The organism is Robinsoniella sp. KNHs210 (genome assembly GCF_000686105.1).
Classification (GTDB): Bacteria; Bacillota; Clostridia; order Lachnospirales; family Lachnospiraceae; genus Robinsoniella; species Robinsoniella peoriensis.
The window spans coordinates 1,734,840-1,754,281 of sequence record NZ_JMLZ01000001.1 but is presented as its reverse complement, the minus strand read 5'-3'; the positions used below and the strand labels follow the sequence as shown (position 1 = coordinate 1,754,281).

Annotated in this window: 7 protein-coding genes; all 7 read left to right on the top strand. The window is 43.9% G+C overall.

Features of this window, described 5'->3' with window-relative positions:
• Positions 1-150 precede the first annotated feature (150 nt).
• The 7 genes from CD03_RS32690 (at position 151) to CD03_RS32685 (ending at position 19,341) form a co-directional block, all read left to right on the top strand.
• Positions 151-2,178 (top strand): hypothetical protein, encoded by a 2,028-nt coding sequence (locus CD03_RS32690; RefSeq protein ID WP_052377704.1) that lies wholly within the window; start codon positions 151-153, stop codon positions 2,176-2,178.
• A 221-nt stretch (positions 2,179-2,399) separates the two neighbouring features.
• Positions 2,400-3,380, top strand: a complete 981-nt coding sequence (locus tag CD03_RS0106790; RefSeq protein ID WP_027292996.1) for an ABC transporter permease subunit — start codon at positions 2,400-2,402, stop codon at positions 3,378-3,380.
• A gap of 14 nt (positions 3,381-3,394) precedes the next feature.
• Positions 3,395-4,285, top strand: coding sequence for a carbohydrate ABC transporter permease (locus tag CD03_RS0106785; protein WP_027292995.1), 891 nt, complete (start codon positions 3,395-3,397; stop codon positions 4,283-4,285).
• A 55-nt stretch (positions 4,286-4,340) separates the two neighbouring features.
• Complete coding sequence (locus tag CD03_RS0106780) at positions 4,341-5,981, top strand: ABC transporter substrate-binding protein (RefSeq protein WP_027292994.1); 1,641 nt, start codon at positions 4,341-4,343, stop codon at positions 5,979-5,981.
• 7 nt (positions 5,982-5,988) lie between these two features.
• Entirely contained in the window at positions 5,989-7,203 is a 1,215-nt protein-coding gene (locus tag CD03_RS0106775) for a Gfo/Idh/MocA family protein (RefSeq protein ID WP_197041635.1), read from the top strand.
• A 216-nt stretch (positions 7,204-7,419) separates the two neighbouring features.
• The gene (locus tag CD03_RS0106770; RefSeq protein WP_027292992.1) at positions 7,420-12,318 is read left to right on the top strand and encodes an Ig-like domain-containing protein; all 4,899 of its coding nucleotides are present in this window, start codon (positions 7,420-7,422) and stop codon (positions 12,316-12,318) included.
• A gap of 564 nt (positions 12,319-12,882) precedes the next feature.
• Positions 12,883-19,341 (top strand): Ig-like domain-containing protein, encoded by a 6,459-nt coding sequence (locus CD03_RS32685; protein WP_044288959.1) that lies wholly within the window; start codon positions 12,883-12,885, stop codon positions 19,339-19,341.
• Positions 19,342-19,442: the final 101 nt, after the last annotated feature.

Sequence of the window (19,442 nt, the reverse complement as noted above, 5' to 3'; positions counted from 1 at the left end):
AGAGAATTGGAGAAAGTGATAGTAATCGTAGAAAAGATTAAAATTCAGAGAGGTATATTTATTAGAAATATGTGAATTTCTAAAGAGTCATCGTTGTGAAATTCCGGAAATTAACGCATAATGGGAAAAAATAAGTGAAGGAGAAGAAGAATGAATGAAAAATTTACTTACTCGCTGCGTATTGGCATCTGCCCGGATTTTTACGCAGAAGAGAAGTTTTATGATTTATTGAAGTTTTGTAAATCTGCACAGATTGATGACGTCCAGTTTTTTCTGAATATGGAAGAAGTCAATCAGGGGCATTTATCATTGGAGAAGACAAAAGAGTGGCTTCAAATGATAGAAAAGTTTAAGCCCAAGTTAAATGAAGAGGGAATCAGCGTATCCTTAAACCCCTGGACAACGGTTCTCCATGCAGACCGGGGAAGAACCTTAGCAGAAGATCAGAATTTTACCACTATGGCTGATTATAACGGCAGGAAAGCAGACGTAGTAGCCTGCCCTTTGGATCAACAATTTCAGGACTATATCAAAGCTGTTTATGGTTTGTATGCAGATCTTCATTTTGCGGTTATATGGATTGAAGATGATTTCAGGCTGCACAATCATCCCCCGCTGGAATGGGGAGGATGCTTTTGTGAACTGCATAAGAGAGAGTTTGACAAACGTATAGGAAAAGAAGTGGATATGGAAAGTTTTCTGGAGGGCATTCTGTGCCAGGGTTCCCCACATCCTTACCGGAAGGTGTGGCTGGATACCGCAAGAGATACCATGTGTGGTTTTGCAGCTCTTCTGGGTGAGGCGGTCCATGAGATATCTCCCCATACAAGGATGGGACTTATGAGTTCCGGTCCGGAGGTGCACTGCGTGGAGGGACGTGACTGGAACGGTATTTTCTCCGGTTTATCAGGTGAGACGGCGCCTTTGAACCGCCCGCATCTGCCGGCATATGCAGAAGCTTCGCCCCGCCAGTATGCACTGGATTTCCAAAAGACTACCAAACTGAGTGCAGCCATGACAAAAGGCCAGGCGCAGCTTTGGCCTGAGCTGGATAATTTCCCCCATACAACATTTTCTAAATCTCACCGTTTTACACGCCTGGAAATAGAAAGTGCCCTGGCTGTGGGGGCAGACGGAATCACCATGAATCTCTTCGATATGATAGGGAACGGCATAAATAAGGAACAAAAATATGATGAACTGCTAAGCAGGGCAAAACCATATTTAACCGGGATCACAGGTCTGCATCTGAAAGGCAGTGAGGAAAAAGGCATTTGTGTAATGTACAGCAGCAATTCTTCCTATACCATACATACAGACGGAACAAGATGTTTATCAGCCATACAGCCCTGGGAGACATTCTGGGCAGAATACCTTTCTGCATTTGGCATGGCGAACCATTATTGTGATGACTGTTCCAAAACAGGAGAGATTATGGCGGTCAGCGGACAGTATTTTCGAAATTTAAAACCATGTGAAATCACGAAGATGTTTTCTGACAATGTCCTCCTGCTGGAAGGAGAAGCAGTGGAAACCCTGGTGGATATGGGGCTTGGCTGTCTGCTGGGAATTACTTCCTGTGAATGGTATCCGGCAAATACCGGTAAGCACAGCTACGAACAGGTGATTACAGAACAACGGTTCCAGAACCTGCCGTATGCCAGGATTTCTGCTCAGACCATGGGGGAAACGGGGGATTACCTTAATATAACGTATACAAAAGAGCCGCACCAGACAGTTTCTGTGCTAAAAGCGCCGGATGGTTCTGTCGTAGGAGAGGGAGTTGTCTATGTAACGAACCGCGCCGTGATACTGCCCTACGGCCATATGCGTGACAGGCATAACTTTTTGTTAAACCCGGTGAGACAGGAAATGCTAAGGCACCTCATCTTATCCATGAAGGATGTACGGCAGCCTGTAATCATAGAAAATTGTCCCTATGTAACCGTAAGTCATTTTAGCCGGGAGGGACAGCAAGTGCTGTTACTGTTCAATTATGCAACGGATGATTTTGAAAATGTGAAATTAGATCTTCCATTTCCGGTACAGGACGCATTTGAAATTTCCAGAGAAGAAGGAAAGCCGGTTCCGCTGCAATTTGAAAAAAGGGAAGGCGGGATACTTTTGCCGGTCATGCTGGAGCACATGACTTCCCGCTGCATCGTGTTAAAATCATGAAATCTGCTGTAATCCTGAAAAGTGTTCGTTTTCAGAGAGATAAGTTTGGAACAAAAGCGTTCCATACTTTCTATTGAAGCAGTACCGCAGACCCGTTTGGGGTATGCAGGGGTATAAAAATGCTAAAACAGGAAGAAAACGAAGGTTTTCGAAATTATCTTTGTTGAAAAGTGTAGGCATTAAGGGCATAATAGGGAACAGATTAAGGAGGGAAATTTAAAATGAAGAAAATAAGTAATCGTAAGAAAGGTAAAAGTTTTGCAGTAAACGGGCAGCGTAATTGGAAACGATCGGTAAAAAAACAAATGCCATTTTATTTAATGATGGCTCCGGGACTTTTCATGATCACATTGATTTTTTATCTGCCAATGCCGGGGGTAATACTGGCTTTTAAAAATTATAAACCCACGGATGGGATTTTCGGCAGTGAATTTATCAACCCTTTATTTAAGAACTTTGAGTTTTTCTTTAAATCCGATACAGCAAGAATTGTTACGATGAATACGATTCTGTACAATATTATAGAAGCAGTTCTGGTAACGGTAGTGGCGGTGGCACTTGCCATCTTGTTAAATGAAGTGAAAAACAAATATGTATCCGCTGCTTATAAAGGCGCCATACTGATTCCTACTTTTTTATCCTGGATCGTTATTCAGTATATATTATTTAGTTTTTTAAGCGTAGACAGAGGTATTATTAATAATGTCCTGGGAAAATTCGGGATAGAAGGGATACAATGGTACAGCGAGCCGTCTAAGTGGAGAGCGATTATGCCGCTGGCTTATCTCTGGAAAAATGTCGGTTACTACTCTGTCCTGTATGTTGCTGCAATTGCGGGTATCAATACAGACTATTATGAAGCGGCACAGTTAGATGGAGCTACGAAATGGCAGCAGATTAAGTTTATTACACTGCCTCTGATCCGTACAACCATGATCGTTCTGTCCTTGCTCTGGGTAGGAAAGCTGTTTAACGGCGGTCTTGGAGACTGGAATGCATTCTATACCCTGCCAAATGATGCAGGTGCACTATATCCGGCAACAGATGTCATTGATACTTACGTTTTCCGATCCCTGAAAAAAATTAATGATTATGGAATGTCGGCGGCAGTGGGGCTTTATCAGTCTACAATTGGATTTGCCCTGGTTCTGATTTCCAATAAAATCATTAAGAAAATCGATCCGGACAGCGCACTATTTTAAGGGAAGGAGATCCTATGAAAAAGAAAAGAACTGTAAGTGTTTTTAAGGTAGGCATTCATACGATTTTTTTATGCCTTAGTTTAATCTGTGTCGTGCCGCTGCTTTTGGTTGTGGGGATTTCATTTACCGGGGAAACCTCTCTGATGGTGGATGGTTATCATTTTATTCCGAAAGTGTTCAGCACGGACTCTTACCGCTATGTGTTCAGCGGAGCGGCATCTGTGGCACAGGCATATGTAGTAACGATTGTGGTAACGGTTATGGGTACGGCACTGCATCTTCTGATCACCGCTATGCTGGCATACTCGCTGACGAGAGATGAAGTGACTTGGAGAGAAAAAATCTCATTCTTTGTATACATACCGGTCTTGTTTAACGGCGGACTGGTGCCGCAGTATATGTTAATGACCAGATACCTGCATCTAAAGAATACCATTTGGGTTTTAATTTTAATCAATCTGGTATCGGCTGTAAATGTACTGATTATGAAAAACTTTTTTAAGTCAATTCCCAATTCGCTGATTGAATCGGCAAGAATTGACGGTTCCGGAGAGTTCCGGACATTTTTTAAGATCGTACTGCCTCTGTCCACACCATCCCTGGCAACGATTGGACTATTTGTATCAATTGCATACTGGAACGACTGGATGACCTGTTCCCTGTATATTGAAACCCCGAAATTATATACATTGCAGTATCTGCTGCAGTCATTAATGAATAACATCGGGTATCTGCAATCCAATGCCCAGGCTTCCCGTTCCATTGAACAGGCACTGGGGGTACTGCCAAGCGAGGGTGCGAGAATGGCAACCTGTGTTCTGGCAATCGGACCAATCATACTATTATATCCGCTGCTCCAGAAGTATTTTGAAAAAGGATTGACAATTGGAGCAGTAAAAGAGTGATTTTTACTGATGAAAATCAGAAAAATAATAAATTAAATTTAAGGAGGAAGACAACATGAAAAGAAAGAACCTGATAGCAGTCTTACTTGTTGGGGCAATGCTGGCAACTACATTCACAGGATGTGGAGCAGCAACAGAGAAAACATCGAAAGAAACAAATGGTACGGAGAATCCGGGCAGTGATGCGGGTACCGGGGAAAGCAAGGATGGGGATAAGGAAGAAACAAAAGAAGCTTCCGGCGATCCGGTAGAATTAAGCTTTTATATGATGAACGGACCGGTAAATGATGCTGAGCGTATTATGGAAAAAGCGAACCAGATCATTGAAAAAGAGATTAATGCAAAATTGAACCTGGTTATGATTGACAGTGCTACTTATGGAGAAAAAATGAACCTGATGATTAATTCAGGAGATGACTGGGACTTATGCTTTACCGCAAACTGGGGCGGCATTAATTTTTATGAAAATGCGGCAAAAGGCGCTTATGCAGATCTTACAGAGTTAATTCCCCAATATGCACCGGAAACTTATAAGAGAATTCCGGAAGGCCTGTGGGAAGGCGTTAAGGTGGATGGTAAAATCTATGGCTCCGTAAACTACCAGCAATGGGGCGTTGCAAAGAGACAAGGCTTCCGTTATAGGACAGATCTGGCGGATGAGGTAGGATTTGACTGGAAAGCAGTTAAGGGTAAACCTACCCTGGAAGCACTTCAGATGACTGGGGATTTCATAGGCAAAGCGCTGGAGAAACACCCGGATATGATAGGCTGGGAAACTTCCTCCACCTGGAATTTATTTGCGAACGAACCTCTGTTCTGGGATATGGAAGCTGTTGGAGATATGGCTACCCCGGGCTGGATTCGTTTTGATGAACCGGATAAAGTAATCAATCAATTTGGTACCGATGAATTTGCAGAATTCTGTACGATTATGCGTGACTGGTATGAAAAAGGCTATGTCAGAAAAGACGGTGCTACGGTGAAAGATACCAGCCCGGACAGAAAAGCAGCGAAGATGATTGCAGAAGTCGGGTCAGGATGGCCGGACAGCGTGGACTTCCCGGGTAATGAGGATTCTGCAAAAATGAGTATGTGTACCAAGGATATAGCACCGGCCGGAACAGTTTCCACAACCAGAACAGTGATTCCTGCTGCGGCAGGACCTACGGCTGCCGTTGCAGTGAATGCTCAGTCTGAAAATATTGAAAAAGCAGTTGAATTAATTGAGCTTTTGAATACAAATGACGAACTGTATTTGCTGATCACACAGGGTGAAGAAGGCGTGGATTACGTTTATGGCGATGACGGAACCTATGCTTTGCAGGAAGGAAAATATAACTTTAACTTTAATGAATGGCAGATTGGACAGTCTTACAGTCCTGATTTTACCCGAGCATTATATAACCGCAATGAAGCAGGAGATTTACAGAAACAATCCCAGAGCATGGTCTTTGAAGAAGATAAGAAAGCTGAGATTTCACCGGTAACCGGATTTGTGTTTGATCCGACACCAGTCAAGACGGAATTGGCAAACTGTACCTCTGTGATTACAGAAATGGTTCCTGCTTTAAGCTCAGGATCTGTAGATCCCCAAACGGCACTTCCTGACTTTTTAAAGAGACTGGAAACAGCTGGCGTAGATAACGTCATTGCTGAAAAGCAGGCACAGATGGATGCCTGGAAAGCAGCAAAATAGGGGGAGAATGATGGTAAAGCTGGGTGTAATAGGCTATGGTGTCCGCATGGATATGCTGGCAGATGAATTTATGGGCCTATTGGAAAAAGTACAGATTACAGCAATAGCTGATAAAAATCAGGAACGTGTGAAAGCGCTTTTAACCAAGGCGGATTCCAGGGAAATCATGCATGAAATGGAAATTGACAAAATTGACGGCTTATGGAGAAAATGTCCGATGGATCCGGAATCAATACACTTTTATGATACGGCACAAGAGATGCTGGATCAGGAAGAACTGGATGGTGTTTTAGTAGGCACCAACTGTGATACCCATGCACAATTGGCAGAAATGGTAATGAAACGGGGGATTCCATTATTTTTGGAAAAGCCCGTAGGTGTCACAAGAGAAGATCTGGAGCTTCTGGAATGCTGTGACAGAGAACCTCATGCTCCTGTGGTAGTGTCTTTTCCGCTTCGGGTAACCAGGATGGTAAGGGAAGCAAAGAGAATCATAGACAGCGGTGTCATTGGAAAAGTAGAGCATGTGCAGGCATTTAATGACGTTCCTTACGGTTTTGTCTATTTCCATGACTGGTATCGGAATGAAGCGGTATCTCACGGTATGTTTTTACAGAAGGCAACCCACGATGTGGATGTAATCAATTATCTGACCGGAGAAAAACCGGTGCAGGTCTGTGGGATGAAATCAAAGCAGATTTTCAAAGGTAATATGAGGGCAGGGCTGCGCTGCAGTGAGTGCGACTGCTGCGGCAGCTGCATGGAAAGCACCTATCATATTACCCGGACCAGAAATGATATCCCAAGAAGTGATTATTGCTGTTATGGGGTAGATACCGGAAACGAAGACAGCGGCAGTATGCTGATCCGGTATGAATCCGGTATGCACGCAGTCTATTCACAGAATTTTTTCGCAAGAAAAGGAGCAGCAAGGCGGGGCGCGCGGTTGTATGGATACAAAGGAACGCTGGAATTTAATTTTACAACAGATGAAATCAAGGTGTACGATCATATGAGTGATCAGGTATCTGTGATTAAGATAGGCACTCCGCCTGCAGGGCATGGTGGAGGAGATTACGAACTGGCACGGAATTTTGTGCAGTTGATTCTGGGAGAAACAACAGAATCAGTGGCACCTCTTGGGGAAGGTATCATAAGTGCGAAAGTTTGTATGGCGGCAAAAGAATCTTCAGAAGAGGAAGTATTTAAAACGGTATCATAATCAGGATCAGTGCCTGCGGTTAAGTGAAAACGAAAAGAGTTCATGATATGTGGATGCTTCAGAGCGTAACTGTTTCTGGTTGAAGAAGGATTACTACAGGGTGGACTATGCTAAGATTTGCATATCCACCCTGAACTGTATCCGGCTTATAGGTAATGCCGGTTACAAAACTTATTGTGGGATTTAAGTGAATCTGTATGAAAAAGGAGAGAAGATATGTATAAGATGAAAAAGCAGCTTGCGGTTTTAATGTCTGCAGCCATGCTGACGGGCACCCTGGGCATGTCGGCACCGTATTCCGTGACAGCAGAGGCATCCGGGGTACAAAAAGAAATCTATATTTCCCCGGCAGGTGATGATGCTGCCGGGGATGGGAGTCAGGAAAAGCCATATGCATCCCTGGAAAGAGCCAGAAGTGAAGTGCAGAAAATCAATTCCGATATGACAGGGGATATCTATGTGTATCTGGACAGCGGAGAGTACTATATGGATGAAACGGTAGAATTTGGACCCGAAGATTCCGGCACCAATGGACATCAGATTGTCTATACCAGTAAGGATGGGGTTGCCCGTGCTAAATTAATTGGGGGGAAACCCGTGGATAACAGTGATTGGGAGCTGGTGCAGAGGGAAGGGGCAACCGATGCCGACCTTCCGGCAGAGGCAGAAGGTCTTGTCTATAAAACGAACGTTGGAACAGACCGGAGCTTCAATACGCTGTACGTCAATGACAGTCGGGCAACCCAGGCACGTTACCCTAACCTGGATCAGTATGAGGGGTTTACAGCAGCAATGACGCCTTATCTGTTTACTGCGGGGGGCGGAGTGCATGACCTGCAGTGGAAAGCAGGGGATCTGCCGCAGACGGTGACAGACGGTTTATCAAACGCTGAGGCACGGGGCGATCTGGATGCTTCTGTATATATGTGGGACGGCGGATACTGGGACTGGATGACAGATACAATTCCTCTGAAAGGAATCAATACTGCACAGCGCAGGCTGCATTATAAAGATGAAGAAATTGATTTGGATGGTTCTGCCCGTTATCGCCCTAAATATACTACCGGAACCAATGCACGGTATTTCCTGCAGGGCAATCTGGCATTACTGGATCAGGAGGGTGAGTACTATTACAACAAGACAACCGGGGATCTGTATTACTATCCGTCAGGAAATATAGAAGATCAGCAGGTTATCATCCCTCTGGTAAAAGAGGTAATCCGCGCAGAGGGCGAAGACAGAAATTCTAAAGTCAGCAATCTTACCTTCCGTGGTATTGAAATGAAGGATACGGAGAGCACAGACTGGTATGCCTACGGCTGGAATGCAAAGGATACCGGAGCAGCGCTGGGATTCTGGCCAAACGAATCCAAAGGAAGTACGCAGCCATCTTACTGCGAACAGAGGGAACAGAATGATTTCCGCTACGGGGTGATGACGCTGAAAAATACCGACGGAATCCGGATTGAAGCCTGTCATCTGACCAACTCGGGAATGTTTGGCATTGCTATGTATGATGCCAATACAAATGCGTTGGTGGAAAATTGTCTGATTGATTATACCGGTCATGGCGGTATCAGTATGGACGGCGGTTATCCGGGACTGGCAGGAGATGAAAACGGAGATGGATATTCCAGGGACAATATGGTGAAAAATGTATTGATACATGATATTGGTGAATTAATCGGACAGGCTTCCGGGTTAACGGTACAGCAGGTAAGCCACAGTACATTTTCTAATATCGAGGTGTATAATTCACCCAGAAGAGGAATTTTTACCACAGGCGGAACAAGCAGGGAAAAAAATGGAGCCGATAAAAATTATGATGCGATGAAGCACTTATATACCCATAGCAACCGTTATGAATACTGCTACATACATGACTGCCAGCAGGACGGCGGGGATGACGGCGCATTTTTTGGATGTATGCTGTTTCATGGAAATGAAGACGGCAAGGGGAAACCCAATATCATCAACCAGATGGTAATCGACAGCACCGGTGCCAATCCTACCATGAGGGATTTAAGTCCCAACAATATGAACCTGGATATGGGATGTTCCGGATTTGAACTACATAATGTGAAATCTGTCAATCCCATGAACTTTAATATTGAAGTCAATACTATATTGCAGTACAAAGATGATATTCTCTTTGACAATGTAAATATCGACTATGGAACCCTGGTAAATCATCTGGATGAATTTGATGATTCCAAAATGGAGTATGATAAGATTGGATTGACCGAGGGCTTCCCAATAGAATATATGGAAGAGAAGGAAACCAGCCAAAAACCGGAAGACATATATTTTGAAGATGATTTCGAAAAGGGTATCCAGAAACGCAAATGGACGTTCCGTAATGCACAGCCGGAGATTACCACAGAGTGGATGTCAGAAGACCCGTTTGTGGGAAAACAGGGTCTCATCGTAAACCAGGACAGTGTATTATCCAGAACGTTTCAGGATCTTCTGAATAAAACAGTTACCGTTAAAATGTTTGACCGCCAGTCCGGCAATATGGCTGGATATGATTCCGGCGTTCAGAATTCTGGAAATGCTCTTTCTTATGTCAGCACAGGAACAAAAGACCAGATGTTTGGTCTTGGCATAGAGTGGGGGAAATGGGATTGTTATTACATGAACATAAACGGTGAAAAGATCCCCACAAATGTTCCGCGTCTTTTTGGATGGCATGAGCTGAAGTTCGATTACAGTACGCCCGGTACATTACAGATGTATATTGACGGCAGGCTGGTGAAAGAGGTAAACAGCAGAGGATTTGATACTCTGGAAATTGGATGTGATGCAGGAAAAGGCACCGTGTACTACGATGAAGCTATGATTTATGGAGGCGTGGAAGCTCCCCCAGCAGGCGAAGTGCCGCTGCCAAAACCACCTGCAGAGCCGGAAGACAGGGTTTTGTATGAAGAGGATTTTGAAGGCTATGAGATGACTGTGGACGAAGCAGGTAACAAAAGTCATCGGGAGGATGCATTGCAGTATAGTGATATTGCAAATAAAGAATTGGAAAACCAGAATGCTTCTGAGACAGAAACGGAAGTCCGGGTAAGAGATAAAACGGAGACGGAAGTATCGGAGACAGAAGTAGTTGAAACGGAAGTGCCTGAGACGGAAGTACCGGTAACAGAAGTACTTGAGACGGAAGTACCGGAGACGGAATCACCGGAGACAATAGAGCAGGTTAGCGAGCCCCAGGCTAATGAGCAGGAAATGGAAATACAGAAAACAGCTGCATCTTCCATGAATGCAGAGGATATACTGCCTGACTGGAAAGGGGTAGGAGGCGGAAAAATGGTAAAAGAATTAATCAGGGAAGATGACAATCAGTATCTTCGTATTAATTCTCAGGATAATACCTTCTATTATACAGGCGGCAACGACTGGAAGAACTATGTACTGGAAGCCAGGGTACGGTTGAATCGATGGACCGGGGAAGGCCCCCTTGGCGGAGCATACGACGTATTTTCGGCAGGCGTTCGTTTTGAAGAAGACTCCAACAGCAAATCAAATCCACGCCGCTATACATTAAAGATGGAGAAGTCAGGTAAATTAAAATTTTATATGCGGTCCTCCGGTGATAAGGATTTCTTCGCCAAGACACCGGAAGAGGCAGGACTGGAGCCTTTGAATCCTCCGTTTGCAGGAAGATGGTATGATCTGAAGATTGTGGCAGACGGTGATAAGATCAGCAGTTATCTGGATGGCAATCTGGTAGGAACCGTAGTGGATGGAACCTTACAGTCCGGAGGTATCGGCTTTAATTGCCTTGGGGGAGAATACGATATCGATGACATGAAAGTGACGAAAGTCCAGACCCCGGAGCCGAGTGTGGAACCGGAATCCGGAACATATGAGCAGCCGGTTGAAGTTAAAATTACACCGGCATCCAAAAAGGATCAGATATTCTACACGCTGGATGGAAGTGATCCCAAAGACCCGGAACATGGTATCTATTATGATGAAAGCTTTGTACTGCCGGAAAATGATAATCCGGTGACATTAAAATGCGTTGCAATCGCCGGTGATTCCCTCTACAGTGAAGTAGTTGAGAAAACCTATGTGGTCAAAACCCATAAGCCGGAAATCACAGGTTTGGAAGAAGTTCAGGCGGATACAGTCCAGGGAATCATCCCGAAGCTGCCCCAGACGGTGAAGGCTTCCTACAATAACGGAACAACAGCCATGGTATCGGCACGCTGGGAGCCAATCACGGATAAGCAGGTAGCAGTACCCGGTAACTTTACGGTACTGGGTTCTGTGGATGGCACAGCATTAAAGGCAAAAGCCATTGTAACCGTATTGCCAAAGAAACAAGAACCGAAACCAGAACCGAAACCGGAAGTAAAGGTAAATAAAGTCACGCTGAATGAAACGAAGAAAACGTTGTTAAAAGGGAAAAGTTTCACTTTGAAAGCAGCGGTATTGCCAGCAGATGCAGCGAATAAAAATGTGGTATGGTCCACCAGCAATGAAAAAGCAGCGACAGTAGACCAGAACGGTAAAGTGACAGCAAAAGGTTATGGAACCGCTGTTATCAAAGTACAGGCAGCTGACGGCAGTGGAAAATATGCGTCCTGTAAAGTGACGGTAGGTTATAAAATCAACTATCACTTAAATAAAGGGACCAACAGCAGGCAGAATCCACAAACCTGTTATAAGTCAAAAGTAACCTTGAAGGCACCATCCAGAAAAGGATATTCTTTCAAGGGCTGGTATTCGGATAAAAAATATAAAAAGAAAATAACCAGTATTCCATCATCAACACGGAAAAACGTCGAAGTTTACGCAAAATGGGAGAAAATCAAGATTGCAAAGGCATCCATCAGCAAAGCCCAGAGTAAAAAAGCCGGCAGTATGGCAGTAAACTTTAAAAAAGTAAAAAATGCAGACGGATATGAGATTGTTTATGGAAATAATTCCAGAATGACCAAAGGAAGAAAGGTATTAGAGACAAAAAGGACAGGCAAGACCATTCAGGAATTGAAAAAAGGCAGGACGTATTATGTAAAGGTCCGGGGATTCAAAAAGGATTCAGCCGGAAAGAAGGTATACGGGGCATACAGTAAAACAGAGAAAGTGAAAATTAAAAAGTAAAAATCAGAAGTAAAATAAAAAAGAATTGGGTTAAGAGAGCCGCTTCCAGAGTGTAATTGGGAGCGGCTTTTGATGCTGTTTTTTAAAGTTTCGACTTAAGAACAGCAGTTTAGATCAGTTCCTGCCAGACAGCTGTCAGAGAGCAATTTTCACAACTTTGTACGAACGCGGGTAAAAATAATCCCCATAAACAAGTAAAATACTTCCTCACAGTAAGAATCGGATGATTGCTATAATGTGATTTATAAAGTTTCCGTAAACAGAAAGAATGAAGCACCCTGAGAATTCAGTTATTACAAATGGAAAATCATAAAAAGCAGGAAGAAAAAGATTTATAGTTCAACACTGGTTTGCATCGACGCTGACAAGCTCATTAATCTGCGCCCTGGTGCCGAAAACGTCATTGGTTAGAAAGGGAAAGGTTTAAACATTGTAAAAATGTGAGAAATTATTAAAAATAAGAGTGATAAAAACAGGTAATATCAATAAAAACAGTACTTTTTAGTGTCTGAAATTAGTGAAATATGTGATAAGGTAATCTCATTCTAAATCAGGAGGGTTATAATGAAAAAAAGATTTTCTAAAAACCTGTGGAAGCGCACCACAGCACTTTCAATGGCAGCCATATTGGCAGCAGGGTCTTGGAACCCGCTTATAGTAAACGCGCAGCATGTAAATGGAACAGCCCCATTCATAAATTCATGGCTGGTTGCGGGACCTTTTGAGTCACCGGTTGCTGATGAGATTTATGGCACGGAGATCCCGGACAATCCAAATTTAGCCAAGCAGGCAGCAGCTTCTGCATCGTCCGCTACTCTTAGTTCGAATCCACCGGAGTTTCTTAACGATGGGTCCGTCAGAAACCAATGGGTGACAGAAGGGTCAGAGATTCCCTGTTGGGCACAGCTGGAATGGAATGAACCAATTACGGCAGGCAGTGTTGGGATCACACTGTGGAATGACGGACGTCATAGAAACCAATGGTATGATCTGATTTTTACTTATGAAGACGGAACTGCAAGTGATCCGATACGAATAGAAAGTACCTGTCAAAATGCCGATTATCCAACTGTATACCAGCCTGAGATCCCTTTTGAAAATGTGAAAAAATTGCAGGTAATCGTTGATGACGGGCTTGAGCCATATCCTGGAATTACAGGAATCAGCGAAATAGAAGTATACCCATATCCACTGGAAGATACGGAAATAGCTGTGAAAAGCTTATTGAATGTAAGTGCCGGGTTACCAGAAGAGGAAATGTTAACGGAAGAAACAGAGGAAAAGACAGCGTCAGAAACAGCGTCAGAAACAGCGTCAGAAACAGCGCCAGAGACAGCGATAGAAACAGAGCCAGAAACAGCGCCAGAGACAGCGTTAGAAACAGAGCCAGAAACAATGCCAGAGACGATGCCAGAAGCAGCGACAGAAACAACGAAAGAAACAGCTGCGCCAGAGGCGGTGACAGAACAAGCTGAAACCCAGGGAGAAGTAAAGGAATTACTTACGGATAAGACAGCAGCGAAAGAAACCATCGTTCCAAAACTGGGAGAAAGCATGACTTTTGACGGACAGAAATGGGAGTATTTCGATGACCGCATCTGGAACCGTACCTATGATGATTACCAGGACTTATATGGATATTACGGTGTTAAAAAGGGCATTGACACCAAAAATAAATATGTGTATGCCCATACATACGTATATAGTAATATAGAACAGATAGTACAGTTTCGTTTTGGCAGCAGCGGTGAACACCGTCTGTATGTAAATGATACTGCAGTCACAAGTCCATCCAAGCCTTCTGAAGTACAGAAGGATATGGCAGTTAAGGACATTCAGCTCAAAGAAGGATGGAATAAGATTCTGCTCCAGATCAAGCATACTTATACAGATGACAAGAATGCCAATGGAGTGCCGGTTGCAAAAGATAATGATGTGTATTATCTTGGATTTTATGGCAGGATTACAGATAAAGACGGTAATGAGCCGGAAGGTTTAACCTATTCCGTGACGGGAACAGACAGCGATTTATCCATCACCACGGCGGGGCTTTCTGCTGATGATGTGGTACAGGATGGAAAGCCGGGAAGAGGCCTGCCCCAGAACATTTTGCCTATAGGATATACGGAGTGGCCTTACGTGTGGAATAAATCTCAGTATAATCAGAATCAGTTTAATCTGGAAGCATCCCCTTTTCAGTTCATGGCTGACGGAGGCAGGCCTGACTATACTTGGGAAGTAACAAAAGGAGCGCTTCCGGATGGACTGGAGCTTAAGAAAGATGGAACCATAGGGGGAATCGTAGAAGCAGACCCCGGTGATTACAGTTTTACCGTACAGGTAACGGACAAGGATGGGGCTGCTGCACAGCAGACTTATACACTGAAGGTCAAAGAACGCCCGAATAAATGGTTTGAGGAAGGACGTGTCAGCGCATTAAGCCACTGTATTCCTGTCTACCAGTATTTTGCAGATCCGAATTTTTCGGCAGATCTGTGGGCAGAACGTGCCAGCAGACAGGGGCATTCCCTGGTATCCATTGAGGCATTGCAGCAGAATTACTACTGGCCATCCCGTTTTGCAGATCCGAACCACGACAGGAATAAATATCTGCCAAAGGATGAAAACGGAAATGTGGTAGATGGATTAAAGCAGTTTGAGGAAGCAGTAAAGCGCTATGGAATGAAGTTTGGATTGTATTATGCTACAGAGGGAGGCGGACTGCAGCATTACTCTACCGATGTATTTGTGCAGAATGTGGAGGATTTAATTTTACGCTACGATCCGGCATACCTTTATTTTGACGGTCCCCAGGCAATGGGCGGTGCAAATTATGATGTCATGTACAGTAATGTGCGCAACTACAGCGATGAAATTATTATCAATGCCAACGTCTGGGGTTCGGAATACGGAGATCCGGATTTAAGAACCGGGGAATGCAGCGGTATCTATGGACATGAGCGGGGATCGAAATTAACGAAGCGCACTATTATGGAACCATGGAAATCCCTGCATACAAAAAATAATTATACACCGTACTATGCAAGAAGGGATGACTACCGGCTTGTATCCCAGGAGATGGTTATGAATGCCGGAAGAGGCATGGTAGATAATAATGACCAGATGCCGTTAATGAGCAGAGGTACTAACTGGGATTCTCCCGAGGATGTAGCACAAAGATATCCAAAATCAGTTCAGGAATTTGTGGATGCAAGAGAAGAACTGGCGGCTTGGTTTGCCCCGGAAGGGAAGCCGGAGCGTCATGAATCTACCACCGGAACCCAGCCCTGCTTTTTGAATGGATCGGATTGTCAGTGTGCTGATGATGGAGCAGGCAATATTGACCATTTCGAAGATGGGCATGGACCAAAATGGGGATATGCAATGTCCCGGGACAATAACGTGTACCTGCATATTATGAAAGGTCCGGACAGAAAAATTGGATTTGATGCAATAACCGATCAGACTCTGGTGGCTGATCCGATCAGGGATCACGTTGAAAAAGTAATCTGGCTCAATGAAGACAAGGAACTTTCCTTTACCCAGGATGGGGACTTCGTAAGCATAGATTTGGCAGATGTCACAGAAGATCAGGTTGACACCATTATCAAGATTGTAACGGATAATACCCAGCGCAGCTATCAGCTGACAAATATAACTGCAAAAGGTGAGCAGCTCTCAGATGACCGCCTGCAGGTAAAAGCAGAGGGTTATATGACGTATCAGGCATTAAAAGCAAATCTGGAAAAAGTGACTTTCCAAAGCTCAGACCCGTTGGTGGCATCCGTGGATGAAACAGGACTCGTAATACCGAAAGGTAATGGTGAGGCAGAAATAACGGTAACCGGTACTTATGAGGGAGTTACGCAGGAAGACACTTTAAAAGTGAAGGCAGCAAATGGTAAAGTTTATGTTGGAGAAAACATGATAGGAGCGTCTTTGTGGGTAGACGAAAAAGGCGCTTATGGAAGCTTTCACAATCTGGAAGGATATCCATATTATCTGGAGGGCAGATCCGACAAGGGCGGTTCCATTGGACTAAATGCCGCACAGATAACGATGAAATGTGGAATCGTAGACCTGGATGGCGGTGATAAATATACTCCGGTGGCTATTACAGAGAGTGATCTCATTTCTTTTAAAGACGGAAAGCTGTTTGCAAAGTCTGTAGAGAAAACTACCCGTGCTGCCGTATGGGCAGAAGTGCAGCTGGATGGCAAAACATTTACCACAAACAGGGTATATATGGATATTCAGCCATATGAGTCTTTAATGGCTGGTGCGAAAGTCACCGCAAGCGGACAGATTGAGGATTATGCACCACAGCAGGTATTGGACGGAGAACTGATAACAGGTGCAGATTTTGATGCAGGGAAATGGTCCGTGTCCGGAAAGGGAGAATCCTTCTTATCCTTTGAGCTGGAGAATCAAAGTAAAATTGAAAATGTAGAAATCCATTTCAATACACGCAGCCAGAAATACTATAATACACCAAAGGAAATGGAGATTCAGATCAGCGATGACGGGGAGGCATGGAGAACAGTAGAAACCGTGATACCACCATCAGCAGGACAAGAAGCATATTTTGGATTTTCCGATATTTATAACGTGGAACCAGTTACTGCAAAATATGTGAGACTGAATTTCCCCAAGGGAAGTAACGGCAGTGCAGTTGATATTCTGGAAGTCTCATTAAACGGGGAATCTATGGAAGGACGTCTGTCAAAGCTTACAGCAAAAGGTGAGAAACTTACCGACACTGACGCAGAACTTGTGATTACCGGATATGATGGAACAGGTGCCAAAATGGATATAAGCGGAGCAGACATTTCCGTAGAAAGCAGCAATCCCCAGATCATTTCTGTTTATGACAATTTCAAACTGAAAGCTGTGTCCGGGGGCAGAACCCGGATAACGGTAACTGCTGTGGCAGCCGGAGCAATTGCAGAGACTTCTCTGTACGCTGATGTGGATAAGAATGGCCATATTTTCTTTGGCGATTATCTGGAGAAGGTCACATTGACTGCTGATACGGAGACAGTCAGTGTTAATCATCCGGCAGCCGTTCGGATTCAGGGCATGTTAAATACAAAGAAACCGGCGGGACTTTCGGACGCTCAGGTAGAATATATCTTTAGTGAAGGAGCCCCCCTGCAGAAGGTGGAAGGCGCTGACATCATCTGCATGCCGCAGGAAATACCAACCAGGCAGAAGGTAAAAGTAAGTGTCAGAGTAACTCTTGACGGTGTAACGGCAGTCAGCAATGCCATAACATTAGAAGCAGCAGGAAGCAATATTGCACCGGAAGCAGACGTTAGAGTTTCTTCCGTACGTTCCCGTACCGGAACACCGGATGGTAATGACGCAGACGAACGGTATACAGCCGAAAAAGCAATAGATGGAGATACGAAAACCCATTGGGCTGCAAAACAATCCGATCATTCTCCATGGATTGAACTAAGTTTTGATGAAGAAAAAATGATTGAGAAAGTGATACTGAATGAGCGTGGACATGAAGTGAATGCCATAAGAGAAGGATTACTGGAATTCTATGATCATACCGGAAAGAAAGTGTATGAAAAATCAGTGCAGGATATGAAATGGGAAAATTCCCAGGATAATCTTGTGGAACTGGAGCAGCAGGTAAAAGCTTCTGGCATAAAGTTTACCATTGATCCCGAAGAAAAATACCATCAGGCAGCAAGTGAACGGGGACTGGCTGAAATAAAGATATTATGTGCACCAGATACTCAGGAAAGTACAATTACAGGATATTATCCGGTGTATGCAGAGACCGCAACAGGGGTTATTCCCAAAATGCCGGAGAAAGTTACTGCAGTTTACAGTGATCTTACTACAAAAGAAGAAGCGGTAAAATGGGATAACATTACACCGGATATGGTAGCAGAGCCGGGTGTTATCTTTGTGGAAGGTGCCGTAAATGGTTCAGATAAAAAGGCGGCTGCAGAAATACGGGTCAAGAAGTCATCCGTACCGGTACCCACACCGGACCCGGAAGTTAAGGTAGATAAAATTACACTGAGCGAAACAGAAAAATCAGTTGTAAAAGGAACAAGTTTTATACTGAAGACAACAGTTTTACCATCCAATGCAGATAATAAAAAAATCATATGGTCCACCAGCGATGGGAAGGTGGCAGGAGTAGACCAGGCCGGTAAAGTCACCACAGTTGGATATGGAACCGCAGTCATCCGGGCAAAAGCAGCCGATGGCAGCGGAAAATATGCAGACTGTAAAGTAACGGTAGGAAGCAGTGTTGAAAAAATTACTCTAAATGAAGTTTCCAAAACGATTACAAAGGGAGAATCATTTACGTTAAAGGCAGCAGTTTTCCCCTCCAATGTGTTGAATAAAAATGTGGTATGGTCCACCAGCAATGCAAAAGCAGCGACAGTAGACCAGACCGGTAAAGTGACTGCAAAAGGTTATGGAACCGCTGTTATCAAAGTACAGGCAGCTGACGGCAGTGGAAAATATGCGTCCTGTAAAGTGACGGTAGGTTATAAAATCAACTATCACTTAAATAAGGGAACCAACAGCAGGCGGAATCCACAAACCTGTTATAAGTCAAAAGTAACCTTGAAGGCACCATCCAGAAAAGGATATTCTTTCAAGGGCTGGTATTCGGATAAAAAATATAAAAAGAAAATAACCAGTATTCCATCATCAACACGGAAAAACGTCGAAGTTTACGCAAAATGGGAGAAAATCAAGATTGCAAAGGCATCCATCAGCAAAGCCCAGAGTAAAAAAGCCGGCAGCATGGAAATTAGCTGGAAAAAAGTAAAAAATGCAGGCGGTTATGAGATTGTTTATGGAAATAATTCCAGAATGACCAAAGGAAGAAAGGTTTTAGAGACAAAAAATACAGGTAAGACAATTAAGAAATTGAAAAAAGGCAGGACGTATTATGTAAAAGTCCGGGGATTCAAAAAGGATTCAGCCGGAAAGAAGGTATACGGGGCATACAGTAAAACAGAGAAAGTGAAAACCAAAAAGTAATTCATTTGCTAATCCAGGTCAAAAAAGGGATATCGTAGCCATTAAAAGGTTATGATATCCCTTTTTTAGCCTGGAATGTTCATGAAAACATGAAAGTTCCG

Coding starts and splice junctions, on each gene's coding strand:
- CD03_RS0106780 (WP_027292994.1), top strand. CDS start 4,341: ATGAAAAGAAAGAACCTGATAGCAGTCTTACTTGTTGGGGCAATGCTG.
- CD03_RS32690 (WP_052377704.1), top strand. CDS start 151: ATGAATGAAAAATTTACTTACTCGCTGCGTATTGGCATCTGCCCGGAT.
- CD03_RS0106775 (WP_197041635.1), top strand. CDS start 5,989: ATGATGGTAAAGCTGGGTGTAATAGGCTATGGTGTCCGCATGGATATG.
- CD03_RS32685 (WP_044288959.1), top strand. CDS start 12,883: ATGAAAAAAAGATTTTCTAAAAACCTGTGGAAGCGCACCACAGCACTT.
- CD03_RS0106770 (WP_027292992.1), top strand. CDS start 7,420: ATGTATAAGATGAAAAAGCAGCTTGCGGTTTTAATGTCTGCAGCCATG.
- CD03_RS0106785 (WP_027292995.1), top strand. CDS start 3,395: ATGAAAAAGAAAAGAACTGTAAGTGTTTTTAAGGTAGGCATTCATACG.
- CD03_RS0106790 (WP_027292996.1), top strand. CDS start 2,400: ATGAAGAAAATAAGTAATCGTAAGAAAGGTAAAAGTTTTGCAGTAAAC.